Raw genomic sequence first — 21,277 nt, 5'->3', positions numbered from 1 at the left:
GCCGCCCCTTGGCATTGAACTGCGCGAGATAGGCGATGACGTCGGCGCGATCGCGCGCTGTGTCGAGGCCCATGAAATGCATCTTGGTCCCCGGAACCAGACCGGAGGGGTCTTTCAGCCAGGCATCGAGCGCGGCAGGCGTCCAGGACTTGCCGGCCTTGCGCCCGGCGCGTAGCCCGGCCGAATAGGCATAGCCGGAGTAGGAGGCCCAGCGCTGTCCGACGATACCATCAAGCGGCGGTCCTACCTTCACCCGCGGATGAGGCCCGATCGCGTGGCAGCCGAAGCACATACCATACTCGAGCTTGCCGCGTGCCGGATCAGCGGCACGGGCGCTTGGGATGACCCCGAGCGTCACCACGGCCAACAGGACGAAGGCAAGCCTTGTCATCATCCCCCGCGCATCCTTCCCTTTTCGCGGGACGCTAGGTGGCGCGGCTTACGCTTGCCTTACTGGTTGACGGAACAGCCGCCGGCGACTTGGCCTTCTGGAGGCCGCATGGAATAACGTCGGCACGGTCCGTCGGGCAACGCCGGACCAGGATAAGAAGGGGAAGCAGGATGTCGAGAGCGGTTGATGAAGCCTATGATCTGAGCGGGCAAGTGGCGCTTGTCACCGGCGGGGCGCGGGGCATCGGCCTCAGCATCGCGACGCTGTTGGCCGGGCAAGGCGCGCGCATCGTGCTGATCGATTCCAACCCCGAGGTCGTCACCGTCGCCGCAGGTCTGAGCCAGGACGGCTTCGGCCTCGTCGTGGACGTGCGGGACGCGACGGCCGTCGAGGCGGCGGTCGCGGAAATCGCTGCGCGCACCGGGCAGATCGACATTCTGGTCAACAATGTCGGCGTCGGCATCATCGCGCCGGCGGCGGAGCTTACCAACGAGGTCTGGGATCTGACGATGAGCGTCAATCTCCGCGCGACCTTCCTCTTTTCGCGCGAGGTCGGGCGCCACATGATCGACCGCGGCTATGGCCGGATCGTGAGCCTCGCCTCCCAGGCGGCGCTGGTCGCGCTGGACGATCACGTGGCCTATGGCGCCAGCAAGGCGGGCGTCATAGGGATGAGCAAGGTACTGGCCCTCGAATGGGGCCCGAAGGGCGTTACCAGCAACACAATCTCTCCCACCGTCATCAATACCCCCATGGGCAAGATGACCTGGGTGGGCGAGCGCGGCGACGCGTTCCGCGCCAAGATCCCGGTGGGCCGCTTCGGCGAGGCGGAGGAGATCGCCCATGCCGTGCTTTATCTCGCCAGTAAGGCGGCTGGCATGATCAATGGCGAGAACCTCGTCGTCGACGGCGGCTACACGATCACCTGAGGAGGGAAGGGCATGCGGCAGCGGGCCTGCGCGGCGATTATCGCTCTCTGGTTTCTGGCCCCGTCGGCCTGGGCCGGCGCGCCCATTGTCGTGGTGGGCGCCTGGGCCCGGGTCACGGCCGCCCCTTCCATGCCGGCTGTCGTCTATCTCACCGTGCGGGATCACGGGGCGGCGGACCAGCTCGTTGCGGTGTCGAGCCCGGTCGCGCGGCAGGCGAGCCTGCATGTCAGTCGCATGGCGAATAACGTCATGGTGATGCAGCCGGTGGCGAGCCTGCCCGTTGCCCCCGGGCGGCCTCTCAGGCTGGCACCCGGCGGCTATCACATCATGCTCGAGGGGCTCGCCCACTCGCTTGTGGCGGGTAGCCAGTTTCCACTCACCTTGACCTTCGCCAAGGCTGGGGCCGTGACTGTGACCGTCACCGTGGAGCCGATGAGTTTCGTCCCGCCAGGCGAGGCGGCCGAAGAGGATGATGACGATGATGACGACATGGCGGGGATGAAGATGTAGCCATCAAGCGGGCTCTCAGGGCTGGCCCGGCGGGGGCCTCGCCCCCGGCCAGCTGCAGACCGCATCCAGGAACGTGGTGAAGCGGTCCTCGTCGATCAGAAACTCACCGTCGACCGGCACATCGTCGCCGAGGATGGCGTTGTACTGTCGTCGCAACGCGCCGATGTCCGACTGCACGGAATTCATGGCGCCGAGCGAGGCGAGCCGGCTTCCCGGCTTGGCGAAAATGGCGGTGTGGAGCGCGCTGCCGGCGAGGCCCAGCATCGTCTCGGCCCCGCGAAAAAGCGCGATCTGGTCCGGCCAGCTCAGGGTCTCCATGGAAATCGGCACAAAGCCGTGACGTTGGGCCGCAATCGCAGCCAGCCGATCCTCGTTCAGGCAAATACGATTGGGAGCGGCCGGGTTATAAAAGCGTTGACGAACGGCGAAGACCCGGGCCGGTCCGGCAGACGCGTCTGGAAGGTCCAGATCGCGCAGGCAACGCTCGATCAGGGTATTGGCAAAGGGGTGGAAGCCCCCCGGGCGTAAAAGGAGGGTCGGCACAATCGCATGGCGAAGGGCCACTTGCTCCTGCGCAGGATTGAAAAACACCATCTGATCCCGCCCGATTGCCAGGTATCGTTCCAGGATTTCGAGAAGCCACGGAGGCGATTCGGTTGACAGGAGATACTGAAAGCGCAGCCCGGTCGCGCTGAAAGCCGCGCGCGCGGTCAGAATGCGAAACAGCATCTCCACAAGGAAGTGGCCGTAGACCCGGCTGCCATGGCCCACGGCCACCAGGCACGGCGTCTCGACAGACCGCACCGGCAGGCTGGCTTCGGCGTGCAGCCGCGCAGACCCGCCCGCGGCGATGTCGAGCCCTTCGGCGATGTAGGGCGGCATGATCTCGGGCGAGGTCACCAGCCGGTCATTCACCCAGATCTGGCCGGTCCCCGAAACCCGGGCTCCGAGCAGGGAGTAGCAGGCGACACTGTGACGGATCCAGGCGCAGTCCCGGGCGTGGTAATCAGGCAGCCAATGGTTTGAAAATGCCTCGGTGCCGGGAATCAGGGGCAGCCGCTGCCATTGTCCGACCGGCGGTGCCAGTTCACGCCGCATGATCGGGGCACCCGCCGCTACCAGCTCAGACAGGTCACTAATCGTCTCGAGTGACGAATGACCTGTGGCCATCGGAGCGGGTGACCCCGCCCTCAAGCGGCTGCGTCGGCGGCCGCTCCGGCACTGCGGCGGGCGAGCACCGTTTCCGTCTTCAGCTGGCCGCAGGCGGCCAGGATATCCTGGCCGCGCGGCGTGCGTACGGGGGAGGCATAGCCCGCATCCATCACGATATTGGCGAAGCGCCGAATGGCATTGCCCGAGCTCGTCTCGTATTTGCTGCCCGGCCAGGGGTTGAAGGGAATGAGGTTCACCTTGGCCGGCAGGCCGGCGATCAGCCGTACCAGTTCCCGCGCATCGGCCTCACTGTCATTGACGCCCTTGAGCATGACGTATTCGAAGGTAATGCGCCGCGCGTTGGAGGCGGGCGGATAGCGGTGGCAGGCGGCCATCAATTCGGCGATCGGGTATTTTCGGTTGAGCGGCACCAGTTCGTCCCGCAGGTCGTCGCGCACGGCGTGAAGCGAGACCGCGAGATTGACCCCAAGCTCAGCCCCCGCCCGGTCCATCATCGGCACGACGCCACTGGTCGAGAGCGTGATGCGCCGGCGGGAGAGTGCGATGCCTTCCCCGTCCATGACGATCTTCATCGCCTTCGCGACGTTCTCGTAATTGTACAGCGGCTCGCCCATGCCCATGAGCACGATGGTGGAGAGCAGGCGCGGGGTCTCGCCCTTGGGGCTCGGCCACTCGCCGTAGCTGTCCCGTGCCGCCATGAACTGGCCGACGATTTCGGCGGCACCGAGATTGCGCATCAGCCGCTGCGTGCCGGTATGGCAGAAGCTGCAGGAGAGCGTGCAGCCAACCTGGGAGGAAATGCAGACGGCGCCGCGATCCTCCTGCGGGTCGGGGATATAGACGGTTTCGGCCTCTTGCCCGTCGCGGAAGCGGAACAGAAATTTCCGAGTCTCGTCGGTGCTGGTCTGCGCGACGACGGTCGAGGGCCGGCCGACCACGAAATGCTCGGCCAGCTTGTCCCGCATCGGCTTCGCCATGGTCGACATCTTCGCGAAGTCGGTCTCGCCCTGGTGGTAGATCCAGTGCCAGAGCTGCTTCGCGCGGAACGGCTTTTCGCCGATTTCGGCCATGGCCTGGGCCATTTCCTCGCGCGAGAGGCCGACGAGTTCCTGTCGCCCGTCATCCAGGCGGGCCGGCGGCGGCGCGAAAAGCGCGGCCTTGGCCATGATGCGGGCCGCATCCTCCGGCAGCGAGCCGGCAGCCTTCACGGGCGGAATGGCGTTCACGACCCGGGGCAGGCCTTGACGATGGCGCCATAGGCGGCGGTGAAGCCGGCAAGAGAGAATTTCTCGGCCTTCTTGCCGTCCTTGGTGTCCCAGTTCGCGGTTGCGCCATTGCCCTTCTGCATGTCGATCACGGCGGCCTTCCCGTCACGGGCAAAGGCGCCCTTGCCCGAAGTGTAGAAGGACATCGCCGGCTGGCTGTCGACCTGCACCGCGACCTCGCTCTTCGCGGGATAGGGGGCGGTTGCATTCACCACCACCTCGTCGCGCGAATTCGGCCGTTCGGAGACGATAATCATCGCCGCCGTGGCCGTCTTCTCGCTGCCGACGGCGCGCGTGAAGGCGTAGCAGACATGGGTTTTGCCGACGGCATATTCCGCCGCCGTCCAGTCCGAGAAGACGCCGAGGGAGGTGGGGCCGCTGGCGGCGAGCGCCGGGCTCGCGGCCGCGGCAAGAAGACAGGCTGAAAGGAGGATCTTGCGCATGGCCGAGGCATAAGGGAGCAGGCCGGAACAGTGCAAGTGAAGCTTGCCGCAATGTCTGCATGTCTCGCCAGCGCAGCGGCAAGCGGCTAAAGCGACGGCATGACCGATCATACCGATGCGCAGCTTGCCGCCCAATACGAAGCCTATCCCTATCCCGCCCGCGATCCGAAGGACGAGGCGAAGCGGCTGGTCATCGGCAGCCCTTCACACCTGCGTGAGATCGACTACTGGGTCTTCGGCGCGAAACGTCCCGAATCGCTGCCATTCCAAGCACTTGTGGCCGGCGGCGGCACCGGGGACGGCGCCATCATGCTGGCGACCCATCTCACGCGGCGCGGCGCGGGCGGGCGGGTGACCTATCTGGACCGCTCGCAGGCCGCGATGCGCATCGCCCGGGCGCGGGCGGAAGCGCGGGGTCTCACCAATATCGACTGGGTCGAGGGTTCGATTCTCGATCTGCCAGGGCTTGGACTAGGCCCCTTCGACTACATCGATTGCTGCGGCGTGCTGCATCACCTGCCGGAGCCCGAAGCGGGGCTGGCGGCGCTCGAAGGGGTGCTCGCCGCGGGCGGCGGCATGGGGCTGATGGTCTATGCCCCGCACGGCCGTACCGGCGTCTACATGGTCCAGGATGCGCTGGCGCTGCTTGCACCTCCCGAAGAGGCGCCGGCTGGCCGGCTGGACGTGGGCCGCCGCGTCATGCGCCATCTGCCGGAAAGCAACTGGCTGCGCTTCAACCGCAATTTCACTGACCATATCAACGGCGGCGATGCTGGGCTGTACGACCTCCTGCTCAACCCTCGCGATCGCGCCTTCACGGTGTTCCGCTTCGCGGCACTGCTCGGTACCGCAGGGATGGAGGTCGCGGCTTTCATGGAGCCGTTGCGCTACGATCCCGCCACCTGGCTGCCGGACCCGAAGCTCCGCGCCCGTGCGGCAACCCTCCCGCCGATGGCGCGGGCGGCGCTGGCCGAAGCGCTGGTTGGAAATATGAGCGTCCACATCGCCTATTGCAGGCGTGCGGCCGAGCCCTTGGAGCGGGCGGATCCCATGGACCCACGGGCCGTGCCGGTCATGCGCGAAATGCCGGGCGCTGAACTCGTCAAATCCATCCAGCCGGACGGCTCCATCGCCTTCCTGTTCGATGGGCTGCGCGCCGTGGTGCCGCTGCCGCCGCAGGCGCCGGCCATCCTGCAGGCGATCGACGGCACCCGGACGGTCGCCGACCTCGAAGCCCTCTTCGCCGAGCGCGGCATGGGGGCAGAGAAATTCCGCCGTGCCTGGGGCCAAACCTTTGCCGCCCTCGAACCCGTCAACCGCGTGCTGCTGGCCCCACCCTCAGACTAGCCCTCGAGCCTGAGCAGGAACGTCGCCCGCTTCCGGCGCGAATGGCGCATCGCTCAGGCTTGTCCTGACACAGTGCTCTCGACGGGATAGGGGTTTTCCAGAGCGATCGCTCCGGTCTCCAGCAAGGATTTGAGGTTGGACATGATCTTCGGCCAGCCACCGGAGACCGCCTCGATGAGTTTTGAATTGTCACGTTCGATGGTGTGGGTGATGGAGAGTTTGACGACCGTTCCGATGACTTCCAACTCCATGGTGCACAGCGAGTAGCCTTCGGCTCGCAGCTCGGGCTTGTTCTGATGCTGCCAACGGATCACCAGGCGCCGTGTCGGTGAAGCCTCAAGGATCTCGCCGGCATCGAAAACCTCGCCGTCGCGGGAGACCAGCTTCCAGGCCGAACCCGCTGTCCACTGGCTTTCACAGTTCATGCCGAACCAATACTGCTTGATGAACTCCGAAGCCGTGAGTGCTTGCCACAATTTGTCTGGTGTCGTGCGGATGTATGTCACATAGACGAAACTGCTTTTACCGTCAGCCATTGTCGTCTCCTTCAAGCTTGCGTTTGAGAGTCGAGAGGGCGTCAAGTCGGGGCGCTTCGAACTTGCTGATCCACCGTTCGGCTAAGGCGCTGATCGGGACGGGATTGATGAAATGAAGCTTCTCGCGGCCCCGCCACTGGATGGCGACGAGATTTGCCTCCTCCAAAATCGCGAGGTGCTTCGCGACCGCCTGGCGGCTCATCTTCATGTTCTGACATAGATCGCTCAATGTCTGACCGTTACTGTCATGGAGCCGGTCAAGCAGTGCCCGTCTGCTCCCATCCGCGAGCGCGCGGAACACGCTGTCGTCGTCCATGCTTCGGATAATAGGCAACCATTTAGTTGCATGTCAAGCCGGCGCGCGCCGATCATCATTGCCGATGCGGCTTCTATCGAGAGGTGTGACGGAGCCTAGCCCTTCGCGGCGTTCGGCACCCCGCCCGGCACGCGCAGCCGGAGGAAGCTGACCACCATGCCAGCGGCGGCCAGCAGGCAGGCGATGCCGAGGGCGACCGGCATCTGCCCGTGATGCGGAAACAGTTTGAAGACGACCGCCGCCATCGTGGCGCCCAGCGTTTGGCCGATCAGTCGGGCCATGCCCAGCATGCCATTGGCGCCGCCGGAGCGGTGGCGCGGCGCCGAGCCCATGATGGCGCGGTTGTTGGGCGACTGGAACAGGCCGAAACCCGCGCCGCAAATCGCCAGCCGCCAGCAGATGTCCCAATTCGCCGGATGCGTGGGCAGGGCCGCCGTCAGGCCAAGGCCCAGCGCATACACGGCCAGGCCGATGCCACCCAGGAGCCCTGCCGGAATGCGGTCCGACAGTCGGCCGGCGACGGGGGCCACGAACATGATGATGAAGGGCCAGGGCGTCATCAGAAGCCCGGTCATCACCTCGCTTTTGCCCAGCGTATCCTGGACGAAGAAGGGAATGGAGACGAAGGCGAGCATCTGCGCGCTGAAGGAGCAGACGGAACCGATGATCGAAAGCCGGAACAGCGGGATGCGCAGCAGGTCGATGGGCAGCAGCGGCTCCGAGCGGCTGAGCTGGCGTCGGACGAGGAGAACGCCGGCGCCGATGCCGATGACGACCTCGATCAGACCCTTGATCCAGGTCGTGCCATGCGACAGATCCATCAGCCCGAACATGCCAAGGCCGAAGGTGATGCCGCACAGCACCGCGCTGGTCAGATCAAAGCGGATCGAGGAGCGGTGGCTTTCCGGAACGCTGCGAATGGCGACCAGAAAGCACAGGATCCCGATCGGCACGTTGATGGCGAACAGCCATTCCCAGTGTGCCACGGCCAGGATCGCCGATGCGATAGACGGGGCAATCGCCGTCGATCCCGCCACCACGAAAGCGTTGATCGAAAGACCCTGGCCAAGCCTGGCGCGCGGATAGCAGAAGCGGATGATGGCGCCGGTCACGCTCATCTGCACGCCGGCGCCGCAGCCCTGGAAGATGCGGGCGATGGTCAGCTCATCCAGCGTGCGCGACATCGAGCAGGCCAGGGAAGCGAGGGTGAACAGAACCACGCCGGCCAGGAAAATGCGTTTGTAGCCGTAGATTTCGCCGAGTGATGCCATGGGCAGCAGCAGCACGATGACGGCGATCTGATAGGCATTGATGATCGAGACGCTGTCATGCGGGCTGACATGCACATCGGCCGCGATGGTCGGCAGGGCGACATTCGCGATGGCACCGTCCAGCACCGCCATGATCAGACCGAGGGCAATCGCCATCACGGCCCAGAAGCGCTGCGGCTGGTCCAGCCCGTCTTGCGGGATAGCGGTCGAAAAGCCAGTCATTCAATCCACGTCCCGCAAGCTTGCGTCATCATGTATCACTGCGTCTTCACCGCCGTCTCGTCCGGCGGGTCGAGCACGACCTGCTGCCAACCGCCGCCCAATGCCTTGTAGAGACTGATATAGTCGGTCACCAAGGCAAGGTTGCTCTGCGCCAGCTCATCCCGCGACGCGAAGACTGTGCGCTCGTTCGTCAGCACCGTCAGGAAGTCGGTCAGCCCGGCGTGATAGAGTTCGGTCGATTGACTCAACGCCTTCTCCGCATCTGCGAGGGCGGAGACGAGGGAGGCATTGGTCTGGCGTTCGGTCGCGACCCGCACCAGCGCGTCCTCCACCTGCTGCAGCGCGGCAAGAACGGCGGATTTGTAATTCAGCCTGGCCTCTTCCGCGATGGCGCGTGCTTCGCGGATCTTCGCGTTGAGCTTGCCACCGGCATAGAGATGCTGCGTGCCTTCGAGCGCCGCGGTAAAGGTCATGCTGGCGCCCTCGAAAAGCGTGCTCAGCGCGCTCGACTGCGGCGTGATGGTCAGCGGGATCGCGAAATGCGGCAGCTCGGCCGCGATGGCGACGCCGATCTGGGCGTTTGCCGCTGCGTATTGCATCAGCGCTTCGTGCACGTCCGGCCGGTTGGCGATGACGGTGGAGGGCACGGAATTCGGCGCCGTCGCCGGGGTCACCATCAGCGGTTGCGGCACCTTCAGCATGGCTTCGAGATCGCCCGGATAGCGCCCGAGCAGCACCGCGATCGCATGCGCCATTACCGCGACGTCGGCACGCAGATGCGGCAGGGTCGATTGCGTCTGTTCGAGCTGGGAGCGCGCCTGCAGCATCTCGACCGTGGTGCCAATGCCCTGGGTCTCCAGCTGCTGGGTGTAGGAGAGCACCTCTTGCGCCGTCTTCACATTGCTTTCGGCAATCGAGAGCTCATCCTGCGCCGAGCGCAGCGTCGCGTAGTCGGTTGCGAGCTCGGAGAGCAGGCTGACCAGCAACGCGCGGCGCCCGGCGAGGGTCGCATCTACATTGTAGCCGGCGGCTTCCGTCGCGCGCCGGTTCTCCCCGAAGATGTCGAGCTCCCAGCTGGCATCGAAGCCAACCTGGAAATAGTGGTAGTTGCCGATGCCGGGCGGCCAGGTGAGGTTCGTGCTGGAACGCGCGCGCGTGTAGCTTGCCCCGAAATCGACCATCGGCAGGCCACCGGCGGCAGCTTCCACCTTCTGCGCCCGCGCCGCGATCAGGCGCTGGCGGGCCACCTTGAGGTCGAGATTGCCGGCGATCGCCTCATCCACCAGCCGGTCCAGCGTCGGGTCGTCGAAATCGGTCCACCAGCGTTTGATCTGAGCGTCGGAGAGCGCGATCTCCGTCGGCGTCGCGGCCTTCTCGGTGAACTTGGCAGGCAGGTCGAGCTTTGGCTTCTCAAAATTCGGTCCCACCGTGCAGCCGGCGAGCAGGGCTGCGAGCGGCAGCGCGAGCGTCGCGGTCCTGACAGGCATGGTCAGCATGTCAGAGATTGTCCTCGAGCCAGCGCTGCACCCGGCCCGTGAAACCTGACCGCGGCGGTACTTCCTGCCCGACATTGACCGAGCAGGTCATGCCCGAGGCGAGGAGCACGCCCGCGGGCACCTGGTCGATGACGATGTCGACCGGGATTCGCTGGGCCAGGCGAACCCAGTCGAAAACCGGGTTGACCTGCGGAAGCCCGCGGAAATTTGTCCCGTCATTCACGTCGCCAATACCGCGGCCGATGCTGCCGACATGCCCCGTCAACCGCTCAGGATAGCCCATCAGCCGGATGCTGGCAGCGTCGCCCTGATGGATCTTGCCGATTTTTGTTTCCTCGAAATAGGCGAGGATCTGGAAGGTGCCGGTGTCGATCAACGTTACCGCATGCTGGCCCGCGGTGATGTAGTCGCCCGCCTGGAGACGGAGATGAGTGACGATGCCCGTGACCGGCGCATAGACCGTGGAGCGGGCGAGGTTGAGTTTCGCGAGATCGACGGCCGCCTGGGCACCGCTCACATCGGCTGCCGCGACTTCGGAGGCGATGCCGGTATTGACCACGTCTTCCTTGGAGATGAGCCCGGAAAGGCCCTTTCTGCGGGCAACGTCGTCCTGCGCCTTCTTAAGCTGCAATTGCGCGGCCGAGAGCTGCGCCTGCGCCTGATCGAGCGCGATCTGGAAGCGGCTGCGGTCGATCTGGAACAGGACATCGCCCTTATGCACGAGCTGGTTGTCCTTCAGCGGCACGGAGACGACGGTGCCCGCGACCTCGGGACCGACCACCACGGTCTGCGCGAAGACCCGGCCGTCTCGCGTCCAGGGCGCGAGCATGTAGACATTCCACAGCTGCACCACGACGTAACAGGCCGCGACGACGACGGCGAGGGTGACCAGAAAGCGGATGAAGCGAAGGATCGGAGACATGGGATTCCGGTCAGGCAGCCAGCAGGACGATGGCGCCGGTTATAAGGAAGTAGAGGGCGAGCTCGAACAGGGCCGGGTGCCACACGAGGGAAAAGACGCCGATCCGTCCGAGCACAAAGCGGACGGGCACGAAGACCACGGCCCCCGCCAGGCAATAGAGAACGATCGGCGCGAAGAGGATGCTGTCGATCTGCGCTTCGGAGAACATGCGGTCAGGCTCCCTCGGGGAGTGGGCATTCGAGTGCCAGAAGGCGCTCGGCCTGCGGCATCATCGCGGCAATGGTGCGGAAACCGCTCGCCGCGTGCAGCAGCCCCGGCCGCCGCGCGCCGCCCGCCTCGTAAAGATCGAGAAGCTTGGCGCTCGCTGCCTCGGCGCCGGCGGCCGCCCGGCGGGGCTGACGCAGGCGGCTCAACTGGGCGAGCGCCCCGCGCACCACCTCGCGCTCCACCGGCGGCAGGTCGAGCGCCGGGAACAGAGACCGGAGCCGCAACGCCTCCTGTGCGATGATCAGCAGCGCACCGCAATCGCCGATGCTGCGGGAGCGGAGGACGGGATCGACCTGCAGCCGCATGAAGAGGCGCTGCATGGCCTGGTTGTACGTCACCAGCCAGCCGAGCCAGTCGCGCTGGCCATGTCGGCCGCCGCCGCGCGCGATCAGTCGCTCCGCCGCGCGCCGCATCCGGCGCACGAGATAGCTTGCGTCCCGCATCGGATTGGGCGGCAGAATGATGCGGAAGACCAGCACCGTGACCCAGGCGCCGAGCACGAAGGCGATGGCGGAATTGGCGAAGGCGACGACATCGTAGCTCATCCGGTTGGTGAGGTTGAGTTGGGTGATGAAGAAGATGACGAAGCCGAGGCTGAGCAGCGCGTAGCGCGGCACCGTCGTGTAATAGACGGCGACGGCCAGCACCGGCAGCAGGCTGAGGGCGAGCAGGGCATAGCCGGTGAGATGCGGCAGGATAAGAAACTCCCAGATCCCGGCTAAGACCGTCGAGAGCGTGATACCCTTGGCGAACTGGATGCTGGCAGCCGCCGCACTCGGCGCCCCGGAAAGCAGGGCGCAGGAGGCGGCGAGGATGATCATCAGCGTGGGGGCCATGTCCCAGCCGGTGAAATAGCCGAAGCAGCCGCCGAGCACGACGGCGAGGAAGCTGCGCGCGCCGTTGCGCAGCGCGGTCTCGTAGTCCTTGAAGGCCACCAGCTGCCGCCCCTGGTGATAGGGTTTCCGCCCGGCCCGCCAGGCAGCGAAGGGCGCCATTGCGGCATAGAGCTGCTCCAACTCCTGATGGATGCGGGCAAGGGTGTTCATTTGGTCGAGCGAGCGGACGCTGCCTTGCAGGTGGGTGAGCACGGCTGCCGTCGCGGCGATCTTCTCCGCCATGGCAAGGGGGCTGCGGCCGTCCTGCGGATCGTACTGCGCGATCTCCTGCAACAGGCCGCGCACCCGGTCGACGATGTCCTCGGGTGGAGGCTCCGCTGTCACCGGCGCGGGTGGTCCACTCTCTTCTTTGATCTCCGCCCCATCCGGCGAGGGCTCCGGCCGCGGCGGGGGTTCGGCTGTGGTCGCCAACAGATTCAGCGAGTGGCCGGCGATGGAGACCGAGAGAAGGGCGGCATAAAGGGCGGCGAGGCCCCGCCTGAGGCTCGCCGCATGGCGGTTCACGTCGGTCGCTTCCACGCCCGAAAACTCGACGCCCTCATCCAGCCGCTCGATCTCGCCGGCAAGGCGGGTGCGCTCGGCGATGAAGGCAGGATCGTCCATCGGCGTGCCATCGGCGCGGGACAGCAGAAGCCGGGCCACACCCCGCACCGCGGCCCGCGCCCGCGCGCGCATCCCGTCGGTCGTGACGCTCGGTTGAAAGATCATGGTGACTGCGGTTGAAACGACGACGCCGAGGGTCACGACGGAAAGGCGGGAGAGGGCGAAGGCCAGCACATGGTCCGGCGCCGAAACTGCGCCCGCGGCAATGAGCGCCACGGTATAGCCCGAGAGCACGGCGGCATAGGCGCGGAAATGCCGGAACATGCTGGAGGCGAAGGTGCAGAGGCCGAGCCAGAAGCCGAAGGCGGCGATGAAAAGCATCGGCGTCTGGCCGAACGCCGCCATGATCAGGACGGCCGCGACCGCGCCGGTCACGGTGCCGAATATGCGCCAGACGCCCTTGGAGACGATCCCCCCGCGGGAGGGATTGGCGACGATCATCACCGTGACGGCGGCGGAGGCGGGCGTGCCGAGCTGCAGCCAGAGTGCCGCATAGAAGGCGATGCCCATCGAGAGCAGGGTGCGCAGCACGTAGGCGGTGGCGGGGGACAGACGCAGCGCGCTCAGGAGGCCGGGCCAGAAGCGCTCGGGGTCCGACCGCGCAGCACCGTTGGAGGTGGAGACGCTCACGCGCTTGTATCCACCCCGTCGGCATCCGCCTCATCGGCGTCCGCCTCGGCGCCACCATACATCGCGATCGTGCCGAGAATCCGGTTCAGCACACTGTCGCAGACGGCCAATTCCTCCGGTGTCACGTCCTGGACCATCGATTCCGCAACCTTCACATGGATCGCCGCGACTTTCTCGTAGGTTTCGCGCCCGGCCGGCGTCATCCAGACGCGCTTTGAACGGCGATCCTCCGGATCCTCCAGCCGCTCGGCGAGGCCCGCGCGCTCCAGCGCATCCACAAGGCGCACGAGTGAGGCGCCTTCGATCATGAGGGCGGTGGCGAGATCAGTCTGGCGCAGCCCGTCCCCCAGCCGGCCGAGATAGAGGAGCGGCCGCCAAGTCGCCTCGGTCAGGCCGAAATCCCGCACGCGCAGATCGATCTCCCGCCGCCAGGCAAGGGAGACCCGATAGATCTGCCGGCCGAACTCCGTCGCGCGCACGGCGGTTGCGGGCATGAACACCTTCGAAACTAGGATGGATCCTTATAGTTAGGATCCTAACTATGAGCTACCAAAGAAGCGGAAATGCTGCTTTGCGAACAGCGATCTTGCGTCGCGCCGCAGCTTTGGTTGCTGCGGCGCGGCCACAAATCTAGCTTCCCGCGTGCTCCGTGCCGGTTTCGTCCACCCCGAGGGTTGCGAGCAGACGCCGGCGCAGACGCTGGAACTCGGGATGGCCGTGGTGGCGCGGCCGGTCGAGCGGGATGGGGATATCGGCGCCAATCCGCCCCTCTTCCAACACCAATGCGCGGTCCCCGAGCAGCAGTGCCTCGTCCACGTCATGCGTGACCAGAAGCACGGTGAAGTCGTGCTCCTGCCAGAGCCGGGCCACCAGCGCCTGCATGCGCAGCCGGGTTAACGCATCGAGTGCCGCGAAAGGCTCGTCGAGCAGCATCAGGCGCGGCTCGCGTACCAGCGCCCGGGCCAGCGCCACGCGCTGGGCTTCGCCGCCAGAGAGGGTCGCGGGCCAGGCGTCCAGCCGATGGGCCAGTTCGGTCTCGGCCAGCGCCGCGGCCGCGCGCTCGCGCGCGTCGTTCCCCGGGACCCCGAGAGCGACGTTCCGCCACACCCGCTTCCAAGGCAGCAGCCGCGGTTCCTGAAAGACCACCGCACGTTCCTTCGGCATGGAAACGGTGCCTTCCGGCGCGGGGTCCAGCCCGGCGAGGGTGCGGAGCAGCGTCGATTTGCCGGAGCCTGAGCGGCCGAGCAACACGGTGAAGCTGCCGGCCTCAAGTTCGAGATCGAGCCCGTCGAGGATCGCGGGGCCGCCGAAGCTGCGGGTGAGGCCCGTCACGCGAACGGCGGCCTCGCCGCGGGTGAGGCGCGTCTCCGCGCTGGGAGTTGGGTTCTGCAGCAGGGTCATCGGGCGCTCCTCTGAGCGGTCACGAAACTCGGCCGCCAGACCAGCGCCCGCCGCTCGATCGCGCGCAGCAGCTGATCGGTCGCGAGGCCGAGCAGGGCATAGATGATGAGGCCGACGAAGATGACGTCGGTCTCCAGGAAGTCCCGCGCGTTCATCACCAGATAGCCGATGCCGCTATTGGCGTTGACCTGCTCGGCGACGACGAGGGTGAGCCAGGCGATACCGACGGCATAGCGCAGCCCGACGAGGAAGGAGGGCAGTGCCCCGGGCAGGATGACGTGCCAGACAATCCCGGCACGGGAGAGGTCGAGCGTCGAGACCGCCTCTACCAGCTTGCGGTCCACCGCGCGAATGCCGGCGAACAGATTAAGATAGACAGGGAAAAGACTGCCAAGCGCGATCAGCGCGATCTTGGGCGTCTCCCCGATGCCGAACCACAGGATGAAGAGCGGGATGAGGGCGAGGTGGGGCAGGGTGCGCACCATCTGCATGGTCGCATCCACGGTATCCTCGCCAAGGCGGGAGAGGCCGGCGAAGAGGCCGAAGACGATGCCGAGGGCGACGCCGATGGCGAGGCCCGCGGCGACCCGCAGCAGCGAGACGGCAAGATTGCCGAGCAACTGGCCTGTCACCAACAGGGTCCAGAACGACTCCGCCACCATGACCGGCGAGGGCATCAGCCGCGCATTGATCAGTTGCAGGCTGTCCAGCGCCTGCCAGACGGCCACGATCAGCAGCGGCACCACGAAGCGCTGGCAGCGCGTGGCGATGCCAGTCGCGGCGCTGCGCAGGCTTTGGCTACGGGGAAGGGTGGCGGCAAGGGCGGCGCTCGACATGGCGCAACTCCCGATAAGAAAACGTGAAAATAAAGCGTAAAAGGATAATATACACGATTGACGTAGATCATATGGATAAAATACCACTCGCGTAAAGCGCCGTTCCGATGAATGTGCGTCGTATCAGATAAATGCACGATGGAGATTAGGGAAATGACAATGATCCCGCGCCGCAACCTGCTCGCGGCCATGCCGGTGGCCGGTGCCGCGGCCCTGCTCGGGTACCCGCGCGCCGCCCGGGCCGCCGGCGGCAAGCTCCATATCGGCTATCAGAAATACGGCACGCTGCTGCTGCTGAAGGCGGCAGGCACGCTGGAGAGCCAACTCGCTCCGCTTGGCGTCACCGTGACCTGGAGCGAATTCCTCTCCGGCCCGCCGCTGCTAGAGGCGATGAATGCCGGCGCCATCGCCTTCGGCATCACAGGAGAAACGCCGCCGGTCTTCGCTCAGGCCGCCGGCACGCCCTTCGTCTATCTCGCGGCTGATCCGCCGGCGCCGCGGGGGGAGGGGATTATTGTTCCTGCCGGCAGCAAGATCGAAAGCGTGGCGGGGCTGCGCGGCAAGCGGGTCATCACCACCAAGGGCTCCAACGCGCATTATTGCCTGGTCGCCAGTCTTCAAAAGGCGGGGCTGGCGCTTTCGGACGTCAAAATCAGCTTCCTCGCCCCGCCGGATGCCTTCGCGGCCTTCCGGGCCGGAAGCGTGGATGCCTGGTGCGCCTGGGATCCGCTTTTCGCGGCCGCCGAAATGACGGGCGGGCGTTTGCTTGCCGATGGCACGGGCGTCGTGCCCAACCACCAGTTCTTTCTGGCCAGGCGAGATTTCGCCGAGGCCAATCCGCAGGTGATCAAGGTCCTGCTCGGAGCGATCGCGGCGGAAGAGCGAAAGGTCCAGGCGGACCCCAAGGCGGCGGCGGCGGCGATCGGCCCTGCGACCGGCATTCCCCAACCCGTTCTCGCCCGTGCGTTGCCGCGCATGGGCTATGGGCTCGGGCCGGTGACACCGGCGATCTTCGCCGATCAGCAGAAGATCGCCGATACCTTCTTCGGCCTCGGGCTGATTCCGAAGAAGATTGTCGTCACGGACAACGCCTGGTCAGTGTGAATGGTACAGCGCTTCCGCCGTCTTCCCCGGGCTTGTCCCGGGGATCTGCCCGTGTCGGCGCGCGGGCGGGCAGATCGGTGCGGCGCCCGCGGATGACGAGAGCCTAAGCGGAGCGCGTCAGATCACCCACTCGCCGGCGCGCATCAGCGGCTCGGCTTGCCCGGACTCGGGAACTCCATCAATGTCGATCTCGCCCGAGCCGATCATCCAGTCGATATGGATCAGGCTGCGATTGGCGCCGGCCGCGAGCAACTGGTCCTCTGTCATCTGCTCGAAGTTGCGGATGCATTTGTTGTAGGCCTGACCGAGCGCGATGTGGCAGGCGGCATTCTCGTCATAAAGCGTGTTGTAGAACAGGATGCCGCTCTTCGAGATCGGCGAGGAATGCGGCACCAGCGCCACTTCGCCGAGGCGCGCGGCGCCCGCATCCGTCTCGAGCACCCGCTTCAGCACTTCCTCGCCGGTGCGGGCATGGGCTTCGACGATGCGGCCGGCCTCAAATCGCACGGAAATGTCCTCGATCAGCGTGCCCTGGTAAGAGAGCGGCTTGGTGCTGCGCACATGGCCGTCCACCCGCTCGGCATGCGGGGTCGTGAAAACCTCCTCGGTCGGGATGTTCGGATTGCAGGTGATGCCGTTGCGCGCGACTTCCGACCCGCCGGCCCATTCATGGCCGTCCGCGAGGCCGACCGTCAGGTTTGTCCCGGGCCCGGTGAAGCGCAGGGCCTGATAGCGACGCTGATTGAGGAAGATCTTACGGTCGTGCAGGCGCGCGTTATGCGCCGCCCAGGCGGCGACCGGATCGACCTGGTCGATGCGCGAAGCGGCGAAGATCGCGTCCCACAGTTTCATCACCGCGTCCTGCTCGGTCGCGTCGGGGAAAACCATTTTCGCCCAGGCGGGGCTCGCAAAGGAGACGATGCTCCAGTTGATGTGGAAATCGACGATATGCTGCAGTGCCGGCTGATAGGCCTTGGAGCGGGCCCGGTTGGCACGGCTGACCTTTTCGGGGTCCTGCCCCGCGAGCAGCGCCGGGTCTTCGCCCGCGATCGCAAGCCGCGCGGCGCCATTGCCGTAGGCTTTGGCCATGCCTTCGAACAGCCAGTTCGGCGCGGTGTCGAAACTCTCTGGCGCGCCCTCTTCGAAGCGAGCGAGCGTCGCCTGATCGTCGCCATAGAAGGTCGTGACCAGCGACGCGCCCGCCCTATAGGCATGACGGGTGATCAGCCGGGCAAGGGGAAGCGCCTCCAGCGGCGCCGTCATCACCACTTCCTGCCCCGCGCGGAGGCCGAGCCCCACTTTCACGGCGACCTCGGCGAGACGGTCGAGCTTGGTTTCGAAATCCATGGGGAGGCCTCCTGATTATCGCCCGGGCAGGTCACCCCCGAATGGCCTGCCCGGTCAAGTCACGCCCCAGTTCCCCAGCTCAGCGTGCCACCTATTGCCGGTGATGCGTCTCCTGCAATCCATAGACCGGCGTCGGCAGGCCAAGCTGCCGCGCCTTCAGCTGCAAGGCCAGATAGAGCGAATAATGGCGGGACTGGTGCAGATTGCCGCCGTGGAACCAGAGATTGGGCTGCTGCGTCGGCTTCCACATGTTGCGCAGCTCACCCTCCCAGGGGCCGGGGTCCTTCGGCGTGTCGGAGCCGAGGCCCCAGACCTTGCCCACCCGGTCGGCGACCTCCTGGCTGATCAGATCGGCGGCCCAGCCGTTCATCGAGCCGTAGCCCGTGGCATAGACGATGAGATCGGCGGCCAGTTCGCGGCCGTCGGCCAGCCGCACGCCGGTTTCGGTGATTTCGGAGACGTCCACGCCGCTTCTAAGATGAATGGCACCATCAGCCACGAGGTCGCAGGCGCCCACATCGATGTAATAGCCCGAGCCGCGGCGCAGATATTTCATGAACAGTCCGGACTCGTCGGCGCCGAAATCGAGCATGAAGCCCGCTTTTTCCAGCCGTTCATAGAAATCGGCATCGCGCTCGCGGATTGCCGCATAGACCGGCCGGTGGAAGTCGGCCATGGCGCGATAGGGGATGGAGGCGAAGATGCGATCTGCCTTGTGGGTCGTGATGCCGCGCGCCAGCGCGTCCTCGGAGTAGAGATGGCTTGTGGTCATTGCCCCGAGCGTTTCCGAGCGTACGACGTGCGTGCTCGAGCGCTGAACCATCGTCACATCGGCCCCTGCCTCCCAGAGCGCGGCCGCGATGTCATGCGCCGAATTGTTCGAGCCGATGATCACCACGCGGCGGCCGGCATAGGCATCGGGGCCCGGATGCTGGGAACTGTGGTGCTGTTCACCGCGAAACCGCTCCTGGCCCGGATAATGCGGGATGCTCGCCTTGCCGGACATGCCGGTCGCGAGCACGAGTTGCGTCGGCTGCAGCACCACCTCTTCGCCATCACGGTCGACCGTCACCGTCAAGGTGCCGCTTGATGGGTCAAACGTGGCGCGCTTTGCTGTGGTCTTGGTCCAGTAGTTTAGCTCCATGACCCGGGTGTACATTTCGAGCCAGTCGCCGATCTTGTCCTTTGGCGAGAAGACCGGCCAATTGTCCGGAAAATCCAGATAAGGCAGGTGGTCGTACCAGACCGGATCATGCAGGCAGAGCGATTTGTAGCGGCGGCGCCACTGGTCGCCCGGGCGTTCGTGGCGGTCGATGACGAGAGCGGAGACGCCGAGCTGACGCAGGCGGGCGGCGAGCGCGATGCCGCCCTGTCCACCGCCGATGATGAGGACATAGGGCTGCGTGTCGCGGCCGATGCTCTCGACTTCCGCTTCCCGGCGCTCCGCCCAGCTGTGGCGGCCGCGGCTGATGCCATGCTCCGCGCCCATCGGGCGGCGCCGGCCGCGCGGCTCCTCATGCCCCTTGATCTCTTCTATGGTGGTCAGCAGCGTCCAGGCGAGCCCGTCTTGCAGTCGCAGCACGGCGATGCCACGGCCGATACCGGTTTCGAGCTCTGCCCAGGCTTCGACCACCATGCCGTTTGGCGTCTCGGCCTCAGTTGCGGGTCCTGAGAGGGTGAGATGCACCGGCCCCGTCGCGGCGAGGGTCGCCGCCAGCAGATCGCGCACGCCCTCGCGGTTCTCCACCGTCTTGATATTCCAGGTGAAGGCGATGAGATCGCGCCAGAAGCAGACGGGGGCAAAAAGCGCGGTCGCCGCGTCGATATCCGGCTGGGCGAGCGCGCGATTGAAGGCCTCAACCCAGGCCTCCGCCATAGCCTGGGGTGAGGCGGAAGGACGGCCAACCGTCATTTCGTTCATGGGTTTTCCCTTCTTCTCATAGTCGTCGACTGGGGGCGTTTGGCGGCGATGGCCGGAGCGTCGTCGGCACCGGTTTTCCGGGCATTCTTGTTCTTCTTCCCATCAACTGTGCGCCAGCGCTGCTACGTCCGCAAGCCGCATTCCCCTCGTCTCCCAGGGGCGTCCGGTCAGGCAATCTTCGGAGAAAATCCGCGCCGGGCAGCCTCATGCGGTTTCGGTTCGCGCCGGCGGGGGCTATGCTTCCCGCCATGGATGATACGACGCTGCTCTTCCCCGACGAACCCGCGCCCTTGGTGGTGGACGATCCCGGTGGCACCTCCGATCTTTTCCTGACCTGCGACCATGCCGGCCGCCGCATGCCACGGCGGCTCGGCCAGCTCGGGGTCTCGGATGCCGAGATGGAGCGCCACATCGCGTATGACATCGGCGCGCGCGCGGTCGCTGTGGCACTCGCCGATGCGCTGGATGCGACGCTGATCCGGCAAGTCTATTCCCGCCTGGTGATCGATTGTAATCGCGACCCCGGCGTGCCGAGTTCCATCCCGGAGATCAGCGAGACGACACCGATCCCGGGCAATGTCGGGCTTACGCCGGCGCAACGGGACGCGCGGCGATCCGAGATCTTCCAGCCGTATCATGATGCAATCGCGGCCGCGCTGGACGCCCGGGCCGCGCGCGGCCAGCCCACGGCGCTGGTGGCCGTCCACAGCTTTACACCCGTCTACAAGGGGGAAAGCCGGCCCTGGCATGCGGGCCTGCTCTACAATCGGGATGCCCGCCTCTCCCTCCTCCTCAAGCGCATGCTGGAGGAGGAAGGCGGGCTCGTCGTGGGGGACAACCAGCCCTATTTCGTCAGCGACCTCACCGACTACACGATCCCGGTGCATGCCGAGCGGCGCGGGCTGCCCTATTTGGAACTCGAAATTCGCCAGGATCTGATCGCGACCAAGGCAGGGCAGGCGGAATGGGCCGAGCGGCTCGCCCGCCTGCTGCCGCGGGTATGGACGGAATTCAAAGCGAGCACCTGACGCGTGGGTTGCGCGCAGGCAGGTGCCGCGCAGGGTGCCGGCTCAGACGCCCGCCATGGCCCTGCGTCTGCGGCCAGCGCTGCGAGGGTCTTCTTGGTTGGCGGTGGTTTCCACGATGCTGATGCGGAACTGAGCGATGAGGCGGTTGAGGGTCTCGGCCTCCTGCATCATGCCGTGGCTGGCGGCAGTTGCCTGCTCCACCATGGCGGCGTTCTGCTGAGTGACCTGATCCATCTGGTTGACGGCGGAATTGACCTCCGAAAGGCCGGTCGCCTGTTCGCGGGCGGAGGCGGCGATTTCCGAGACGAAATCATTGAGACGCGCGACCTGGTCGACGATGCGGGTGAGGGCATTGCCGGTCTCGTCGACGAGCTTGACGCCGGTCTCGACCTGGTGGCTCGCGGTGGAGATCAGGGTCTTGAT

At 66.0% G+C, this 21,277-nt stretch carries 22 protein-coding genes; 5 read left to right on the top strand and 17 right to left on the bottom strand.

The annotated features are described in order from the left end of the window. Positions 1-394: c-type cytochrome (locus tag VL752_RS19410; RefSeq protein ID WP_325357803.1), on the bottom strand; the 394-nt coding region annotated here is incomplete at its 3' end. Positions 395-561: 167 nt separating this feature from the next. On the opposite strand from VL752_RS19410, the gene VL752_RS19405 reads away from it, so the two are divergent. Continuing rightward, a complete protein-coding gene (locus VL752_RS19405; RefSeq protein ID WP_325357801.1) occupies positions 562-1,320 on the top strand; it encodes a GolD/DthD family dehydrogenase in 759 nt (252 codons plus the stop codon). A 12-nt stretch (positions 1,321-1,332) separates the two neighbouring features. Continuing rightward, positions 1,333-1,830, top strand: coding sequence for a copper chaperone PCu(A)C (locus VL752_RS19400; protein WP_325357799.1), 498 nt, complete (start codon positions 1,333-1,335; stop codon positions 1,828-1,830). A 15-nt stretch (positions 1,831-1,845) separates the two neighbouring features. Here the strand turns inward: VL752_RS19400 and VL752_RS19395 are convergent, their stop codons facing one another. From VL752_RS19395 to VL752_RS19385, 3 genes are all read right to left on the bottom strand, one after another. Then, positions 1,846-2,928, bottom strand: coding sequence for a glycosyltransferase family 61 protein (locus tag VL752_RS19395; protein ID WP_325357797.1), 1,083 nt, complete (start codon positions 2,926-2,928; stop codon positions 1,846-1,848). A gap of 92 nt (positions 2,929-3,020) precedes the next feature. Then, complete coding sequence (gene rlmN / locus VL752_RS19390; protein ID WP_325357805.1) at positions 3,021-4,169, bottom strand: 23S rRNA (adenine(2503)-C(2))-methyltransferase RlmN; 1,149 nt, start codon at positions 4,167-4,169, stop codon at positions 3,021-3,023. Between the two features lie 56 nt (positions 4,170-4,225). Then, on the bottom strand, positions 4,226-4,711 hold the full coding sequence (locus VL752_RS19385) for an invasion associated locus B family protein (RefSeq protein ID WP_325357795.1): 486 nt from the start codon (positions 4,709-4,711) through the stop codon (positions 4,226-4,228). Between the two features lie 99 nt (positions 4,712-4,810). Here VL752_RS19385 and VL752_RS19380 point away from each other — a divergent pair, with 99 nt between their 5' ends. After that, positions 4,811-6,058 (top strand): class I SAM-dependent methyltransferase, encoded by a 1,248-nt coding sequence (locus tag VL752_RS19380; protein WP_325357793.1) that lies wholly within the window; start codon positions 4,811-4,813, stop codon positions 6,056-6,058. A gap of 53 nt (positions 6,059-6,111) precedes the next feature. Here the strand turns inward: VL752_RS19380 and VL752_RS19375 are convergent, their stop codons facing one another. The 10 genes from VL752_RS19375 to VL752_RS19330 form a co-directional block, all read right to left on the bottom strand. Continuing rightward, the gene (locus VL752_RS19375) at positions 6,112-6,594 is read right to left on the bottom strand and encodes an SRPBCC family protein (RefSeq protein WP_325357791.1); all 483 of its coding nucleotides are present in this window, start codon (positions 6,592-6,594) and stop codon (positions 6,112-6,114) included. Continuing rightward, on the bottom strand, positions 6,587-6,910 hold the full coding sequence (locus VL752_RS19370; RefSeq protein WP_325357790.1) for an ArsR/SmtB family transcription factor: 324 nt from the start codon (positions 6,908-6,910) through the stop codon (positions 6,587-6,589). Before VL752_RS19370 ends, VL752_RS19375 begins: the two co-directional genes overlap by 8 nt. A 95-nt stretch (positions 6,911-7,005) precedes the next feature. Beyond that, entirely contained in the window at positions 7,006-8,403 is a 1,398-nt protein-coding gene (locus tag VL752_RS19365) for an MFS transporter (protein ID WP_325357788.1), read from the bottom strand. Positions 8,404-8,438: 35 nt separating this feature from the next. Continuing rightward, on the bottom strand, positions 8,439-9,899 hold the full coding sequence (locus tag VL752_RS19360; RefSeq protein ID WP_325357786.1) for an efflux transporter outer membrane subunit: 1,461 nt from the start codon (positions 9,897-9,899) through the stop codon (positions 8,439-8,441). Position 9,900: 1 nt separating this feature from the next. Beyond that, the gene (locus VL752_RS19355; protein WP_325357785.1) at positions 9,901-10,821 is read right to left on the bottom strand and encodes an HlyD family secretion protein; all 921 of its coding nucleotides are present in this window, start codon (positions 10,819-10,821) and stop codon (positions 9,901-9,903) included. A 10-nt stretch (positions 10,822-10,831) separates the two neighbouring features. Then, a complete protein-coding gene (locus tag VL752_RS19350; RefSeq protein ID WP_325357783.1) occupies positions 10,832-11,029 on the bottom strand; it encodes a DUF1656 domain-containing protein in 198 nt (65 codons plus the stop codon). Positions 11,030-11,033: 4 nt separating this feature from the next. After that, entirely contained in the window at positions 11,034-13,217 is a 2,184-nt protein-coding gene (locus VL752_RS19345; protein ID WP_325357780.1) for an FUSC family protein, read from the bottom strand. Continuing rightward, a complete protein-coding gene (locus VL752_RS19340) occupies positions 13,214-13,711 on the bottom strand; it encodes a MarR family winged helix-turn-helix transcriptional regulator (protein ID WP_325357778.1) in 498 nt (165 codons plus the stop codon). The genes VL752_RS19345 and VL752_RS19340 overlap by 4 nt, the downstream gene beginning before the upstream one ends. A gap of 136 nt (positions 13,712-13,847) precedes the next feature. Further along, positions 13,848-14,618: an ABC transporter ATP-binding protein gene (locus VL752_RS19335; RefSeq protein WP_325357776.1), complete on the bottom strand. Its 771-nt coding sequence runs from the start codon at positions 14,616-14,618 to the stop codon at positions 13,848-13,850. Beyond that, positions 14,615-15,454 (bottom strand): ABC transporter permease subunit, encoded by an 840-nt coding sequence (locus VL752_RS19330; protein WP_325357774.1) that lies wholly within the window; start codon positions 15,452-15,454, stop codon positions 14,615-14,617. The genes VL752_RS19335 and VL752_RS19330 overlap by 4 nt, the downstream gene beginning before the upstream one ends. A gap of 153 nt (positions 15,455-15,607) precedes the next feature. Here VL752_RS19330 and VL752_RS19325 point away from each other — a divergent pair, with 153 nt between their 5' ends. Next, positions 15,608-16,558, top strand: coding sequence for an aliphatic sulfonate ABC transporter substrate-binding protein (locus VL752_RS19325; RefSeq protein WP_325357772.1), 951 nt, complete (start codon positions 15,608-15,610; stop codon positions 16,556-16,558). A 117-nt stretch (positions 16,559-16,675) separates the two neighbouring features. Here VL752_RS19325 and VL752_RS19320 read toward each other — a convergent pair whose 3' ends face one another. Both VL752_RS19320 and VL752_RS19315 read right to left on the bottom strand, forming a co-directional pair. Beyond that, positions 16,676-17,905, bottom strand: a complete 1,230-nt coding sequence (locus VL752_RS19320; protein WP_325357770.1) for an aminopeptidase — start codon at positions 17,903-17,905, stop codon at positions 16,676-16,678. A 91-nt stretch (positions 17,906-17,996) separates the two neighbouring features. Then, positions 17,997-19,826 (bottom strand): NAD(P)/FAD-dependent oxidoreductase, encoded by a 1,830-nt coding sequence (locus VL752_RS19315; RefSeq protein WP_325357768.1) that lies wholly within the window; start codon positions 19,824-19,826, stop codon positions 17,997-17,999. Positions 19,827-20,074: 248 nt separating this feature from the next. Between VL752_RS19315 and VL752_RS19310 the strand changes: the two genes are divergently transcribed. After that, positions 20,075-20,854, top strand: coding sequence for an N-formylglutamate amidohydrolase (locus tag VL752_RS19310; protein WP_325357766.1), 780 nt, complete (start codon positions 20,075-20,077; stop codon positions 20,852-20,854). A 42-nt stretch (positions 20,855-20,896) separates the two neighbouring features. Here VL752_RS19310 and VL752_RS19305 read toward each other — a convergent pair. Then, a partial coding sequence (locus VL752_RS19305) for a methyl-accepting chemotaxis protein (protein ID WP_325357764.1) occupies positions 20,897-21,277 on the bottom strand: 381 nt, incomplete at its 5' end.

Source organism: Acidisoma sp. (genome assembly GCF_035492295.1).
Lineage (GTDB): Bacteria > Pseudomonadota > Alphaproteobacteria > Acetobacterales > Acetobacteraceae > Acidisoma.
Note: the sequence above shows the minus strand (reverse complement) of the source record. Positions and strands in the feature narration are given on the sequence as shown.